Genomic DNA, 14,155 nt, shown 5'->3' on the forward strand with positions numbered 1-14,155 from the left:
GGAAACTTTACTCCGTAAAGTCTTTAAACAAATACGCAATGAAATCAATGAGATTCTAGATAAAGAGCTGTCACGGAATGAATTCACCATTCTGCGAATCCTCAGTGAACAAGGGCCTAAAAAAGTCACCGAATTTGCGCCTATTTTAGAGGTATCGGCAAGCCACATTACGGCTGTGACTGATGCGCTGGTAGAAAAGGAATGGATTACGAGAATCAGATCGAAGGAAGACAGACGCATCATCCGCATTCATATCACTGAAGCGGGCGAAAAAGTCCTTCAGCATTTCAACGAGAAAAAAACGGAATATTTCTTTAAACGTTTTGACTGCTACAGTGACGCCGAACTTGCCTCATTAATCGAGCTCTTCAGCAAACTAGATAAAAAACGGTGAAAAAAAGCACATACCGCTATATATGGGTATGTGCTTTTCTCAGCGCCTCACTTATTTTTCAGTGAACAGTTTCATTGTTTTCCAGCGGCCGTATCTGTAATACAAAAACGCCGCACAGCTGCTTAATAAAAAACTCATTCCGATTCCGAGCCCGATCCCTTTCTGTCCAAGCCAAGCTGAAAATAGAGTTGTGAAAGGATATCTCAAAACCCAAAACGAAATCAAATTTAAAACCAGGACCTGCAGCATCGCTCCCGCAGCTCTGACGATTCCGTTCAGTACGAAATTAATCCCGATAAAAGGATAGAAAAACGCGATCCACCGCAAATATTGTTCACCAAACGCAACCGCATCTGGCTCACTGATAAATAACCTCATGAGGTATTTACCAAATACCCAAATCATAACTGCAATCACCAGCATGCAAGAAATAACAGCCATCACACCTAGCCTTGCAATCGTTCCCACTCTTTTATAGTTTCCGATTCCGATATTTTGCCCTGCCATACTGTTGACCGCCGTACCGGCAGCCATTGCTGGAAGCGTGATGATGCTGTCGAGCCGCTGTACCGCGCCGAAGCCTGATACCACGTGCTCCCCGTATGAGTTGACAACACTCATAATCGCCATCATTCCGCCTGTGATCACCATCATCTGCAGACCGGCTGGAATCCCGAGTTTCATAATCAGCGCGGACTCTTCCCATTTGGGCACTCGCGGAATTGAGAACGGCACAAGCTTGTGTTTGATGACATAGAACAATCCATACAGAAACGCAATGCCCTGTGACAAAATCGTCGAATAAGCAGCTCCCGCTATTCCCATGCGGAACACAGAAATAAAGAGCGGTGCCAACACTGTATTCAGCACAACGGCAAACGCAATAAACCGGAGAGGTGTCTTGCTGTCGCCGAGCGCCCGAAGCACAGTACTGATAAAGTTATAACCAAACAAAAATAAAATGCCGATAAATTGAATCTGTAAATAGGTTTCAGCAAGCGGTATCATTGACTCCGGCGTTTTTAGAAGACGAAGCAAGTGCTCTGACAGAAAAAAACCGGCCGCGCCGAATCCGATGCTTAGACCTGTTAATAAAACGACAAAAGCGTTAATATACGACGCCATTCCTTTTTCATCATCTTTTCCCTTTTGCTGTGACAAAATGGTTAACGTCGCATTGTTAAGGCCCAAAATAAAAGAAAGCACGGTTAAAACAATCGTGCTTGATACTGCTGCTGCCCCTAGAGCCTTTGCCCCCAGTAAATTGCCGATCCACAAACTGTCTATAAATTGAAAGGAAACCTGCAATGCGTTTCCAAGCATAATAGGCGTTGAAAATAGCACAAGCTGTTTCAGCACGTTCCCCTGTGTAAAATCATATGCTTTCATTTTTTCTCCTTGTGTTCTCAAATTTTCGTCAGACCGCACGAAAAAAGAGACGTTGTTTCATGTCTCTTTTTTTCATGATTTATCGGTTTTTTTCCGGTCTCTCATACCGAATGTAAACACCATCACACTTAGGAACAAGGCACAATAGGAAATGTTCAAGTACATTTGGTCCATATCTTCAGCGGCTAGATGATGATAAGCAAGCCAGCCAAAATACAGGGAAAATGTAAAGGATAATAAACTGAAATACTGGTAAATCCGTTTCATTTTCAGTCACCTCTATTGTTTAGGATGGTAATAGGAAAACTCAATTTCATCTTTTTCTAAATTTATTTTATCCGCTTTGACATACATTCCATTCGTTAAAGGCATTTCTGACAGGCGCACTTCAATGCTTTTATCGCCGGGATGAACGTGGACAAATGACGGCAATTCGTAAAAGCTGTCCATATAATTTAACACAAAGCTAATCGGTATACTCAATTTCCCTAACGAAAATTTCGTAACATTCAACTCCACATCGCCATTTTTTTTCACGGTCGGTTCAAAAGCGACAAACGCATCAATGGACGTGGAAAAAGCCTTGATTTTCCCTGCGACATGAACATCATCATCTATCTCTACTTTATAATCAAGCTTGTTTGATGCTTTGTCGTTTAAATATGAGTTGACAAACGCAGCTAATGATTCTTTTGTGCTTGTCACTTGAAATCCATACTCGCTCTCAGATGAATCCTTCACCTGGGCTTGTTCTCCCGGCAGCATAACAAGTGCCATAAAACCAACAGCAAGGATAATATTGATTGCAAGCAATATAAAAAACAGTCGTTTCCACTTATTCATGATGTCACCCTACTCTTTCGGTAATCCTTCTTTTTTAATGGCTTGATAGACGCGCTTCGCGATAAGGGAATAACCCGTACCATTAGGATGAAAATCATCTTCCTCAGAAATTCGGCTGCTGTCACTTTTTTCATTAAACAAGTCGTCGATATGAATGATTTTTGCATGTTTATCTTTTTTCAGCTCTTTTTCAGCAATATGGTTCCAATCAGTGACAACTCCGTTTATTTCATTTAATTCAGATAATGTAAACGTAAACGGATTATACATGCTGACATAAATCAGCTCAGCGTGATCATTCAGCTCTCGAATTTCAGAAATAATTTTTTCAAAACGCTTTTCAAACGGCTTTTCCGCTTCCTCAAACGGTTCAACGGTTAATTGAAGAAAGTTTTGGCGAAGGACTTTCATCAAATCATTACCGCCAATGGTAAAAAAGACATAATCTGCGTCCTTTATGCCTTTTTGAACCTTTTTATCTTTTAGTTTCTCTAATAAATCATCCGAACGGTTCCCTTTCACGGCATAATTTTTTACGTCTACCGTTTTGACTTGCTTATCTGAACGGATGGAATCCGCCACCTTACCGACATATCCCTTTCCGTCGGGATCTCCGACTCCTTCTGTCAGCGAATCTCCGACAGCAGCAATGACAATGTCCTCTTTCGTTTTCGGTTCATGAGCTTTTTGTTTTCCCTCAGATGCTGTACGTATACTCGTACAAGCAGTAAGAAGCAAAATCAAACTGGCCATGAGTGAAAAAATGCGCAGCTTCAATCTTGTTGCTCCTTCCCATTCTACTAGTGGAAAGTGTATCATGTTTTAGAAGATTTGCAAATGCCTAGTCTTCTAGCTTACTTGAGTGTACTGGCTGACTTCACATCGGCGATAATATCATCGTACGGTGTATTTTCCACTCCATTGTAATCTTTCAGCACCTTGCCGTCCGGGCCTACCAAATAAAAAGAAGATTGATGAATGACTTGGTCCTCTCCCTCCGGTTTCTTCACAATCGCTTTAAAGCTCTTAAACGCGAACGCCTCAATATCACTCTGGCTGTATCCCGTGAGGAAATCCCAATTATCAAAAGTTAATGGATAATTTGCGGCGAATTTCTTCAGCTGTTTCGGCTTATCGTTTTCTGGATCAACACTAAACGATACGATGCGGACATCTATCTTCTCGGCTTTCAGTTTTTTTTGCAGATCAGTCATATGAGCGGTCATCGGCGGACATACAGTTTCACAATTGGTGAAAATAAAATCCGCCAGCCATACTTCTCCTTTTAAACTCTCTAAAGAAACGTTCTTGCCGTCTTGGTTTTGAAATGTAAAAGGCTCCACTTCGTAATTGAGCTGATCTTTAATCTGTTGTCCCCCGCAGGCACACAAAAGCAGAAAAAACAGCCCTGCCGTTAAACCCTTGATAACCTTCATGACATTCACCCTTTCCAGCCAGCATAAAAGCGCTTTCTAAAATCGTCCTTACCTGCTGCGTCCCATGTTTGTATTCGATACTGGGCAAAAAAATCCTGCATGCCTCCCAATCACTGATTACAGAGGGAGACATACAGGTATAAACGTCATATTACGCGTTGTGCTTTAACACCTCTTGATGAAAAACAGCCTGATAATCTGCCCATTTCATCCGGCGCTTCATATAATGTCGGAAAGAATACACTTTTGCCCTGCTGTTTGATGAAAACACTTCTTTTAAGTAGAATTGCAAATGGTGATGTAACATAAAGAAATAGTGCTCATCTTCCTTTAATACAGGTATTTCTGTCACTTTCACCTGAATCCCGTCACTGCGTTTGAACTCTAGGCTTTTGAGTAACAAGCTATCAATCCTCTTTTTTTGTTTTTCTTATATTATATACAATGCCAGCCGGGCTGTCTGTCATTTTGCGCGGTTGTGTAAAAAAATTAGATCAGCAAATGGAACAAGTCCTCATCCTTATTCACCTCTACATAATGAAACGGTTTTCTGTTCATCCGTTCAATCAGCGGCCCATAGTCGGCCTTGTTCTGCAGCTCGATGCCGACAAGAGCAGGTCCGTTACTTTTATTATTTTTCTTCGTATATTCAAATCTTGTAATGTCATCATTAGGCCCGAGAACTTCGTCAAGAAATTCGCGGAGCGCCCCCGCTCTTTGCGGAAAATTGACGATAAAATAATGCTGAAGTCCTTCAAAAATCAAGGACCGCTCCTTCATTTCCTGCATTCTTCCGATATCGTTATTGCCCCCGCTGACCACACATACCACATTTTTGCCTTTAATTTCATTCTTGTACAAATCAAGCGCTGCGACAGAAAGAGCTCCAGCCGGTTCAGCAACAATCGCACATTCGTTATATAATTCAAGAATGGATGTACATACTTTTCCTTCAGGCACAAGGAGAATGTCATCAACGACAGATTCCAGCGTTTGGAACGTTTCCTCCCCAATTTTTTTAACAGCTGCTCCATCTACAAACTTATCAATTTTATCAAGTGTGACGACATGTCCAGCTTTGTTTGATTCAAAATAGGATGCCGCTCCCGCCGGCTCAACAGCAATTACCTTTGTATCAGGAGACACATTTTTTAAATATGTACCTACTCCTGAGAGAAGGCCGCCTCCTCCGACACTTGCAAAAAGAAAATGCGGTTCTGTATCAATGTCGTTTAAAATCTCGACTGCCAACGTTCCCTGTCCGGCCATCACATCCGGATCATCGAACGGGTGGATAAACGTCCGGGATTCCGCCTCACAGCATTCAACAGCGCTTTTATACGCATCGTCAAACGTATCACCTGTCAAAATAATATCGATAAACCCTTTACCGAATAATTCAACTTGAGATACTTTTTGTCTCGGTGTTGTAGACGGCATAAAAATTTTCCCGTGAATGCCAAGATGTTTACACGAGAACGCCACACCTTGAGCGTGGTTTCCGGCACTCGCACATACAACTCCGTTCTCAGTCTGCTCGCTGGAAAGCTGTTTCATTTTATGATAAGCCCCTCTGAGCTTAAAAGATCTGACAACTTGCAAGTCTTCACGTTTCAAATAGATATTGCATTCATATCTCTCAGAAAGTCTGTCATTCCTTTGCAAAGGTGTGTGAATGACAATGTCCTTCACGTTTTGATGAGCCTTCAAAATGTCTTTCACTTGGATGAGAGAGTTTTCTTTAAGCAACGGTTTCATGTACAGATTCCTTTCTTGTTTTAAATCCCTATTTAATATGCCATTATAACACGAATATTCAAAAAATAAGACAATTATTTTTATTTAATAATTAAAAAAATACTGACTATGTTTATCACATCCTGTGTAAAACTTGCTTCACCAATATCCTGGGAGTCCTAAGAAAAAAGATGATCGTAAATAAAACGTGTTTTCAGCCAACAGGCATGATATAATAAAACCAATTAGAACCAAAAGGAGCCAATTGATGAATACCGCAACAATACCTAGCACATTTCAACATCTCATCGGAGAACATCAGACATTCCTGGAAGCGAAGCGAATCGCCAAGCAATTCTCACTATCAGAGCTTCCTGTCCTGATAACAGGAAAAATCGGAACAGGAAAAGATCATTTCGCACAAGCAATACACCAGGGATCTTCGAGATACAGCGAACCCTTTATTAGCGTCAATTGCAGCACCCATTCGGAAGAAAGCCTTATGCGTGAGCTTTTTGGCCCTAACGGAAACTCAGGTGTGTTTCAAAAAACGGCTCGAGGAACCCTTTTTCTTGATGAAGTATGGCGCATGCCTGCCTCTGTACAAGCTCAGCTGCTAAAAGTGCTAGATTCAGACACGGAGAAACCGCGAATCATCTGTGCTTCCGCAGATGGATGCGCGGAACATACATTCAGGCAAGACTTATTTTACAGACTGAATATTTTAACGCTCACACTGCCCGAATTGTCTGAACGCAAAAGCGATATACCGCTTTTGACACAATATTTTCTCTCACATTCCGGTCAGCAATTGTTAATTGATCCCTCAGTCTTTTCGATGCTTGAGCAACACACATTTGAAGGCAATGTCAGGGAGTTAAAAAACGCCGCAGATTATATGGCGGCAGTCGCAAACGGGGGAACGATTCATCCATATGACCTGCCTCCATATATTAGGGGCACAATAGACGAAAAAGCGTCGAAGAAAAAAGCGAAGCTGTTGACTTTAATGGAAAAAGCCGAGTTTTTGTTTATTTTGGAAACAATAAAAGCGTTAAACGAAAAAGGAGAACCAGCCAGCAGACGGATCATCTCGGAACACAGCAAAAACACCCAAACCTCGTTATCCCCGCAGCAGGTCAGAAGCCGTCTCGATTATTTGGAGAAAAAAGATTATGTCACAAAAAGCCGCGGACGCGCCGGCACTAAAATTACGTTAGAGGGTTTGAACTTTTTAGAAACACTGAAAAATCAAATGATCTAGCGATCGAAAGGAGAATGCACTTGTTTACAATCAAAGAAGAGATTGCCAATGCGATAACACACGGCATCGGTGTGCTCTTATCCATACCAGCATTAGTGTTTTTGATCATATTTTCGGCTCATTACGGGTCTGCATGGGACATTGTCAGCTTTACAATATTCGGCGTCTCTATGCTGCTGTTATATTTGAGCTCCACACTGCTTCACAGTATCACACATAAAAAGACGAAGGATATTTTGGAGATTATTGACCATAGCGCCATTTACGTACTCATCGCCGGAACCTATACGCCTTTTTTGCTGGGGCCGCTGAAAGGTACACTCGGCTACACCCTTTTGATTATCGTTTGGTCTCTTGCCCTAGGCGGAATCGTTTTTAAAATTTTCTTCGTGAAACGCTTTATCCTATTGTCGACCTTAGTGTATTTGATTATGGGATGGCTGATGATTATCGCGGTTAAACCTTTATACGCTTCGCTGAGCGGGGCGGGATTCAGCCTTCTTTTTCTCGGCGGCATTTTATACTCTGTCGGAACCATCTTTTATATTTGGAAAAAGATCCCTTTCCATCACGCCATTTGGCACAGCTTTGTATTAGGCGGAAGTGCTGCGATGTTTTTCTGTGTGCTGTTTTATTGTGTGAAGGTGCCGTTTATTTCGTAGCAGAAAAGCGCAGTCTTAAAGACTGCGCTTTTTTCATGCACGTAATTGTTTTTCATTTGCTGGTATATAAGCTTTTGAAAAGGACAATTCAATGTCTGCTGGTTTTAAACGTTTAAAAAACGATCCCTTTTGCAGGTCATCTGTTCCTTTTGTTTCCACCATCACCAACGGAAGATGATAGCGGGTTGCAAGCTCTACAGGATCTATAGGACCATCTAATGAAAGAATCAGGCTTTGTCCTTTTTCCAGCTGTTTCGTCACATCTTCATATACCTTTTCTGAATCACCGTCTGAAATCACATCCATCCGATCTAGCCATTGCCCGATAAAAGGCAAGCGAAATACTTTTGGATTGGCAATAAAACCGGCCGGTTCTTCAATATATCCAGCAATTAAGGCCAGTTCAGCCAAACGCAAACGAGGATGCACATACAAAACAGGACCGCGCGGTATTGGCTCAGGCTGATGGATCGTCACAACTGAACCGGTGATGCCGATACAGCCTTCCAAAAACGCCTTTGGCTGCTCGTAGACAAGAGTCAACTGTTTTTTGTATGACAGACGGGGATCAAGCATCCTTTGATTAAATAATTGTTTCATGTTTTTTAACAGCATATACACAATATAAACCACTAGCAAGCTGTAGCGAACCAATTAAAATCCTCCCACTTCAGAAGAATTCTTTTTTTCAAACACCAGAAATTCATAATCGTACGGGTTTTTTTCGTCCTTGATCCCCCGCTCAGAAGAAACCAGCTTCCAATTGGTTTCATCAAATTCGGGGAAGTGGCGGTCACCCTCAAACTCGTGATGAATTTTCGTCATATACAGTCTGTCCGCATAAGGGAACAATGCTGTATAGAGCTGAGCCCCTCCGATCACAAAGCATTCCTCAGAGCCTGAACAAATGTCCAATACATCCATTAACGAACTGACAACCGTGCATCCCGGAAATTCTGAAGCCGGCGCTGATGTGACGACAATATTTTTCCGGTTTGGAAGCGGACGTCCAATCGATTCATATGTTTTCCGGCCCATAATGATTGAATGGCCCGATGTTACTTTTTTAAAGTACGCAAGATCATTGGGCAAATGCCACGGCAAATCATTGTCTTTGCCGATCAGCCTGTTGGCATCCATCGCAAAAATGAACGAAATCATACGCTGACCGCTCCTTTAATATGAGGATGCGGATCATAATCCTCGATGATAAAATCCTCAAATGCAAAGTTGAAAATAGAATCAATCTCTCTGGCGAAACGAAGCTTCGGCAGCGGGCGAACGTCTCTTGTCAGCTGCAAATTGACCTGTTCAATATGATTTTGATAAATATGAACATCTCCAAATGTATGAATAAACTCGCCCGGTTCAAGCCCAGTCACATGAGCAATCATCATGGTTAACAGGGCATAAGAAGCAATATTAAACGGCACACCGAGGAAAACATCAGCAGAGCGTTGATACAGCTGACAGGACAGCTTGCCGTCAGACACGTAGAATTGGAACAGGCAATGGCACGGCGGCAACGCCATTTTATCAATTTCACCAACATTCCATGCGCTCACGATTAAGCGTCTGGAGTTCGGATTTGTCTTAATATCTTCAATAAGTCGGGAAATTTGATCAACGGTTTCCCCGTCAGCTCCCCGCCAAGAACGCCATTGTGAACCGTATACAGGTCCGAGTTCCCCGTTTTCATCAGCCCACTCATTCCAGATTCGCACTCCGTTTTCCTGCAGATAGCGTACATTGGTATCCCCTTTTAAAAACCACAGCAGCTCATGCGCAATTGATGTAAAGTGGAGTTTTTTTGTGGTCAGCATTGGAAAGCCTTCCTGTAAATTAAATCTCATTTGATACCCGAAGGTGCTGATTGTTCCGGTCCCTGTCCGGTCTCCTTTTTTTTTGCCATGCTCTAATACATGTCTGCATAAATCCTTATACTGTTTCATTTTTTTCATCCTTTAAAAGTAGTCTTCTAGTAGTGTAACACAATAAAAAATCATTTCTGAACCCAGAAATGATTTTTTTATAGTCAGCTGATGACAGGTTTTTCATCCTGTTCTTTTTCTTCATCTTGAAGATCCTGATGCGTATGAGCAATTCTGCTCGCCGCTGCTGCCGCAAGGGCTGCCACAATATCATCCAAAAAGGTATGAATACCGTCTGGACTTTCATCAAGTTCCTTAATGATTCCAATCTTCTCTTTATCCAAATAACCGAAGTTGGTCAAGCCGATCGATCCGTACACATTAACGATTGAAAGAGGGATAATTTCATCTATGCCGTAAAGCGGTTCATCCGTTTCAACAAGGTGCTGCAGCGGTTCCGGAAGAAGTTTCTGCTCAGCGAGCTGATCAAGCGCAAGACCTGTTAAAACAGCATGAATAATTTCACGTTTGTTCAGCACTTTATTTACATTCTCCATGCACACACTGAGCGGCAGATTTGGATTGTATTTTTCCTGAAGTTTTTGAACAATCCGCGCAATATCTTCTATCATAACGCCCCGTTTATTTAGCATATCTTTTGTTATATCGACCATTTCATTCATTGTGTACTTTTTCATGTCTAATGGCATCTCCTTTACGCACTCATCCAGTTGGGAGGCGTGTTGCGGTCCCAGTAAATGCTCCCAAGCTCATGATGTGATTGAAATCCGTCTTCTGCTGTATGATAGTGAAAATTAAACCAGTAGCCGTCGTGAGGCGGGTGGTCTCTTCGCACATGAAATCTGAGGAGATCTTCTCCAGTCGTCCGATTGTAAACGTTGAAAATTTTTTCCGTTTTGCCCGCTGAAGGCATGCTTGAAATCACAACATCCTGATACGCCTCATCATCTTGCAATGTTGCTAAATAATCACTAATCACGTTTTCAATTTGCGGCAGGATCTCTTTCCGATAGTCATCCTCAATGACCGGAGCGATTTTGCTGCCGAATTTCAAAAAGGACTGATCCTCAGCACTGTCAAAGAGCTGTTCCTTGTAGGATTGAAAAAGCAGTTCAGGGTCTTGCCTGTCTTCCGACTCATCATCATCGTACAGGTCATGCTCATCATAAAAAGCGGTGTAATCATTCTGCTCAAGACTGCTCGGCTGTCCGGAGGGCTTGTCCGCCATAAGAGCAGCCGGAGGAGATACGAGCCCGAATGTTACGATGGTAAATAAAACTACAAGAGTCTTTCTCATCCACAATTTCATGACTGCTTATTCCTCTCTATTTTATTGTCATGTTTCTCTTATTTTAGCACACCCGAAACATGCAAGTCATGTATGATATGAAACTGATATGCAAATTAGGAGATTCGTTGCTTTGCGGTTTGTGTAAAAACGCTTACAATATTATGTGAAAGGAGGCTTTCCGCATGATTGACGCTCTGTTTGCCACAGTTTCACTCTTAACATTGTTATACTTTGTCGTCATGGAAGTCACCGATTAACAGAAAGCCCGTGATATCAATCACGGGCTTGTTTTGCTTGCGACTTGAATAACGCCATAATGGAACAATGCTGTTTTTCTTTTCATGACGTTAAAACCAAACTGTTCAAATCGCGGGCTTTTCCAGTGGTCTTTTAGCACAACGCTTTTTCTGGCAGCGCGCATCGCTTCTTTGATACACCCTTCGTGCAAAACTGAATCCTCTGCCAAATCCCGTAAAGGCGCGATGCCGTCAGACGTCTCTACAGGCTCATGAAACATTGGATCGAAATAAACCACATCAACAGAGTTGTCAGGAAGCTGCTTGATGTATTCAAAGCAATCCCCATTCTTCACTTGGATTCTTCTCATTGCAGCTTGAAGCTCTTCTATGCCCGTTTCCCATGAATGCAGTCCCGTCCTCACGAGAACGGACACAAGATGGTTTTTTTCAATCCCAATCACAGAACCCGTTTCGCCTACTGCCATACTTGCGATAATGGCATCCGAACCCAGCCCGAGTGTGCAATCTAAAAACGTGTCCCCTTCCGATAAACCAGCTGCCCGAAGCATCGGCTCCTGCTCCCCCCGTATGAAGCGTTTAGCTCTGAACATCGCTGTATTCGGGTGAAAAAAGAATTTGGCACCTTGTTTCGTATAAAGTTCAAACCGCTCTTTGCCGACCACAAGCACATCACGTTCAGCTGACTTCAGCAGGTTTTCAACCGTTTGTTTATTTCGGCCGCAGTATGGCATATCCAGCTCTAAGGAAAGCTGCTTTGCGGTTTTTATGGTGTGTTCAGACGGTCTATAGCTTGTTGTTATCATCTTCAGTACTCCCAAAAAGAAAATGCCCGGAAAACGGGCATTTAGCAGTGTGCATCAAAAGCAGCGGTCAAATTTTTCATAATCTCTTCCATATCGTGTCCTTCAATTTCATGACGTGGAATAAAATGTACGACTTCTTTGCCTTTCAAAAGAGCCATTGACGGTGAAGAAGGCTCCTGGCCAGTAAAATACTCACGCATTTTTGCAGTAGCTTCTTTATCTTGACCCGCAAATACAGTCACCGTATTGTCAGGTGTTTTGTCATGCTGGAGGACTGCCTGTGTTGCTGCAGGACGCGCGAGACCTGCAGCACAGCCGCACACAGAGTTAACGACTACAAGTGTTGTGCCCTCTGCCTTTTCCATAAAGTTTTCTACTTCTTCCGCTGTTGTTAATTCATCAAAACCTGCACCAGTCAGCTCGCGGCGCATCGGTACGACAAGCTGGCGCATGTATTCTTCATAAGCCATTGACATAAAAAAAGCCCCCTCTATTATCCTTCATCTGAAGTAAGGATACTATAGAGAGGGCCGGATTTCAAATGTTCACGCCTTAAAATAGAAGAAAGAGTTCCCCGCTGTCTAGATTTTCATGATACCGCCGGTGTTGGCGCTTGTCACAAGTTTAGAATAACGTGCCAAGTAGCCGGTTTTCACTTTCGGTTCAAATCCTTTCCAGTTGGCTTTCCGTTTTTCCCATTCTTCCTCTGGCACTTGTACATCCAAGATGCGTTTTTCAATATCAACGATGATATGGTCTCCGTTTTCAACAAAGGCAAGCGGTCCTCCCTCTGCGGCCTCTGGTGATACGTGACCGATTGAGAGTCCTCGGGAGGCTCCGGAAAAACGTCCGTCTGTAATCAATGCCACTTTCGGTCCGAGTCCCATTCCAACGATTTGAGATGTAGGCGCAAGCATTTCCGGCATGCCAGGTCCGCCTTTTGGCCCTTCGTATCGGATGATGACAACGTCGCCTTCTTTTACTTTCCGGTTGATAATGCCGTCAAGCGCCTCATCCTGAGAATCAAATACGACAGCCGGACCTTCGTGTCTCGTGATACCGTTTTGTACGCCGCCTGTTTTAATGATAGCGCCGTCTGGAGCCAGATTACCGAATAAAACAGCAAGGCCGCCCTTTTCAGTGAATGGTTGATCCAGCGGATGGATGATGTCATAATCCTTTACTTCATGTCCAGCAATGGTTTCTCCAAGTGTTTTTCCTGTAACAGTCAGCGCGTCCAAATGAAGCGCGCCTTCTTTCTTGGAAAGCTCATTCAGCGCTGCTGACACACCGCCCGCTTCATGAAGATCTTCAATAAACACATCAGATGCAGGAGCCAGCTTGGCCAAGTGCGGCACGCGCTCAGCGACTTCGTTAATGCGTTCTAAAGAGTATTCAACGCCGGCTTCGTTTGCAAGGGCAAGCGTATGAAGAACGGTATTTGTTGAACCGCCAAGCGCCATATCGAGTGCAAACGCGTTATCAATCGCTTTTACAGTGACGATATCACGCGGTTTGATATCTTTGCGAATGGTTTCCATTAATTGCGCAGCCGACTTTCTGACAAACTCTTTGCGTTCCGGTGATGTCGCGAGAATGGTTCCGTTACCCGGCAAAGCAAGTCCAAGTGCTTCGGACAGGCAGTTCATTGAGTTCGCCGTAAACATCCCAGAACAAGACCCACATGTTGGACATCCGAACTGCTCTAATTCTTGAAGTTCGTTTTCATTGATTTTTCCGGCTTGGTAAGCGCCTACCCCTTCGAATACTGAGGAAAGGGAGATTTTCCGTCCGTCACTTGTTCTTCCTGCCGCCATCGGCCCTCCGCTGACAAAAATCGTCGGAATGTTGATGCGCATTGCCGCCATGAGCATTCCCGGCGTGATTTTGTCGCAGTTCGGAATACAGACCATGCCGTCAAACCAGTGTGCGGATACAACTGTTTCCACAGAGTCAGCGATGATTTCACGGCTCGGCAGCGAATATCTCATACCGATATGTCCCATCGCGATGCCGTCATCTACTCCGATGGTATTAAATTCAAATGGTACGCCCCCAGCTTCTCTGATTGCTTCTTTTACGATTTTTCCAAACTCCTGCAAGTGAACATGACCAGGAACGATATCAATGTATGAATTACAAACCGCAATAAACGGCTTGCCAAAATCCTCTTCTTTTACACCT

General features: G+C 43.2%; 18 protein-coding genes. 3 read left to right on the top strand and 15 right to left on the bottom strand.

Annotated features, from left to right (window positions below; genetic code table 11):
- The coding region (locus RAC86_RS25275; RefSeq protein WP_377886133.1) for a MarR family transcriptional regulator at positions 1-394 on the top strand (394 nt) is incomplete at its 5' end.
- 51 nt (positions 395-445) lie between these two features.
- Here the strand turns inward: RAC86_RS25275 and RAC86_RS25280 are convergent.
- The 7 genes from RAC86_RS25280 to ilvA all read right to left on the bottom strand — a co-directional run bounded on the left by RAC86_RS25280 (position 446) and on the right by ilvA (position 5,820).
- Positions 446-1,783, bottom strand: a complete 1,338-nt coding sequence (locus RAC86_RS25280; RefSeq protein ID WP_072566447.1) for an MATE family efflux transporter — start codon at positions 1,781-1,783, stop codon at positions 446-448.
- Between the two features lie 72 nt (positions 1,784-1,855).
- A complete protein-coding gene (gene ypmT / locus RAC86_RS25285; RefSeq protein WP_003218204.1) occupies positions 1,856-2,050 on the bottom strand; it encodes a protein YpmT in 195 nt (64 codons plus the stop codon).
- Positions 2,051-2,062: 12 nt separating this feature from the next.
- Positions 2,063-2,626 carry a YpmS family protein gene (locus tag RAC86_RS25290; RefSeq protein ID WP_014114134.1) on the bottom strand — a complete coding sequence of 188 codons (564 nt, stop codon included), beginning with the start codon at positions 2,624-2,626 and terminating at the stop codon, positions 2,063-2,065.
- A gap of 9 nt (positions 2,627-2,635) precedes the next feature.
- Complete coding sequence (locus RAC86_RS25295; protein WP_014114135.1) at positions 2,636-3,403, bottom strand: SGNH/GDSL hydrolase family protein; 768 nt, start codon at positions 3,401-3,403, stop codon at positions 2,636-2,638.
- A gap of 77 nt (positions 3,404-3,480) precedes the next feature.
- Entirely contained in the window at positions 3,481-4,062 is a 582-nt protein-coding gene (scuA, locus tag RAC86_RS25300) for a cytochrome c oxidase assembly accessory protein ScuA (protein ID WP_072566448.1), read from the bottom strand.
- 151 nt (positions 4,063-4,213) lie between these two features.
- Positions 4,214-4,465, bottom strand: a complete 252-nt coding sequence (locus RAC86_RS25305) for a YpmP family protein (RefSeq protein WP_003218212.1) — start codon at positions 4,463-4,465, stop codon at positions 4,214-4,216.
- An 86-nt stretch (positions 4,466-4,551) separates the two neighbouring features.
- A complete protein-coding gene (ilvA, locus tag RAC86_RS25310) occupies positions 4,552-5,820 on the bottom strand; it encodes a threonine ammonia-lyase IlvA (protein WP_014114137.1) in 1,269 nt (422 codons plus the stop codon).
- A gap of 247 nt (positions 5,821-6,067) precedes the next feature.
- Between ilvA and RAC86_RS25315 the strand changes: the two genes are divergently transcribed.
- Both RAC86_RS25315 and trhA read left to right on the top strand, forming a co-directional pair.
- On the top strand, positions 6,068-7,063 hold the full coding sequence (locus RAC86_RS25315) for a sigma 54-interacting transcriptional regulator (protein ID WP_061187678.1): 996 nt from the start codon (positions 6,068-6,070) through the stop codon (positions 7,061-7,063).
- Between the two features lie 20 nt (positions 7,064-7,083).
- On the top strand, positions 7,084-7,725 hold the full coding sequence (trhA, locus tag RAC86_RS25320) for a PAQR family membrane homeostasis protein TrhA (protein ID WP_014114139.1): 642 nt from the start codon (positions 7,084-7,086) through the stop codon (positions 7,723-7,725).
- Positions 7,726-7,758: 33 nt separating this feature from the next.
- On the opposite strand, the gene RAC86_RS25325 is transcribed toward trhA, so the two are convergent.
- The 8 genes from RAC86_RS25325 to ilvD form a co-directional block, all read right to left on the bottom strand.
- Positions 7,759-8,379: a lysophospholipid acyltransferase family protein gene (locus RAC86_RS25325; protein ID WP_072566449.1), complete on the bottom strand. Its 621-nt coding sequence runs from the start codon at positions 8,377-8,379 to the stop codon at positions 7,759-7,761.
- Positions 8,380-8,886, bottom strand: coding sequence for a dihydrofolate reductase DfrA (dfrA, locus tag RAC86_RS25330; RefSeq protein ID WP_061187677.1), 507 nt, complete (start codon positions 8,884-8,886; stop codon positions 8,380-8,382).
- Positions 8,883-9,677: a thymidylate synthase gene (locus RAC86_RS25335; RefSeq protein ID WP_061187676.1), complete on the bottom strand. Its 795-nt coding sequence runs from the start codon at positions 9,675-9,677 to the stop codon at positions 8,883-8,885. Before RAC86_RS25335 ends, dfrA begins: the two co-directional genes overlap by 4 nt.
- Positions 9,678-9,760: 83 nt before the next feature.
- Complete coding sequence (locus RAC86_RS25340) at positions 9,761-10,294, bottom strand: phosphatidylglycerophosphatase A family protein (RefSeq protein ID WP_014114143.1); 534 nt, start codon at positions 10,292-10,294, stop codon at positions 9,761-9,763.
- Between the two features lie 17 nt (positions 10,295-10,311).
- The gene (locus tag RAC86_RS25345) at positions 10,312-10,926 is read right to left on the bottom strand and encodes a YpjP family protein (RefSeq protein ID WP_041520984.1); all 615 of its coding nucleotides are present in this window, start codon (positions 10,924-10,926) and stop codon (positions 10,312-10,314) included.
- 259 nt (positions 10,927-11,185) lie between these two features.
- Positions 11,186-11,971, bottom strand: coding sequence for a class I SAM-dependent methyltransferase (locus RAC86_RS25350; RefSeq protein ID WP_072183532.1), 786 nt, complete (start codon positions 11,969-11,971; stop codon positions 11,186-11,188).
- A gap of 41 nt (positions 11,972-12,012) precedes the next feature.
- Positions 12,013-12,447 (bottom strand): bacilliredoxin BrxA, encoded by a 435-nt coding sequence (gene brxA / locus RAC86_RS25355; protein WP_003218231.1) that lies wholly within the window; start codon positions 12,445-12,447, stop codon positions 12,013-12,015.
- A gap of 105 nt (positions 12,448-12,552) precedes the next feature.
- On the bottom strand, positions 12,553-14,155 hold a 1,603-nt coding region (gene ilvD, locus RAC86_RS25360; RefSeq protein WP_377886134.1), incomplete at its 5' end, for a dihydroxy-acid dehydratase.

Source organism: Bacillus sp. LR_5 (assembly GCF_042709275.1).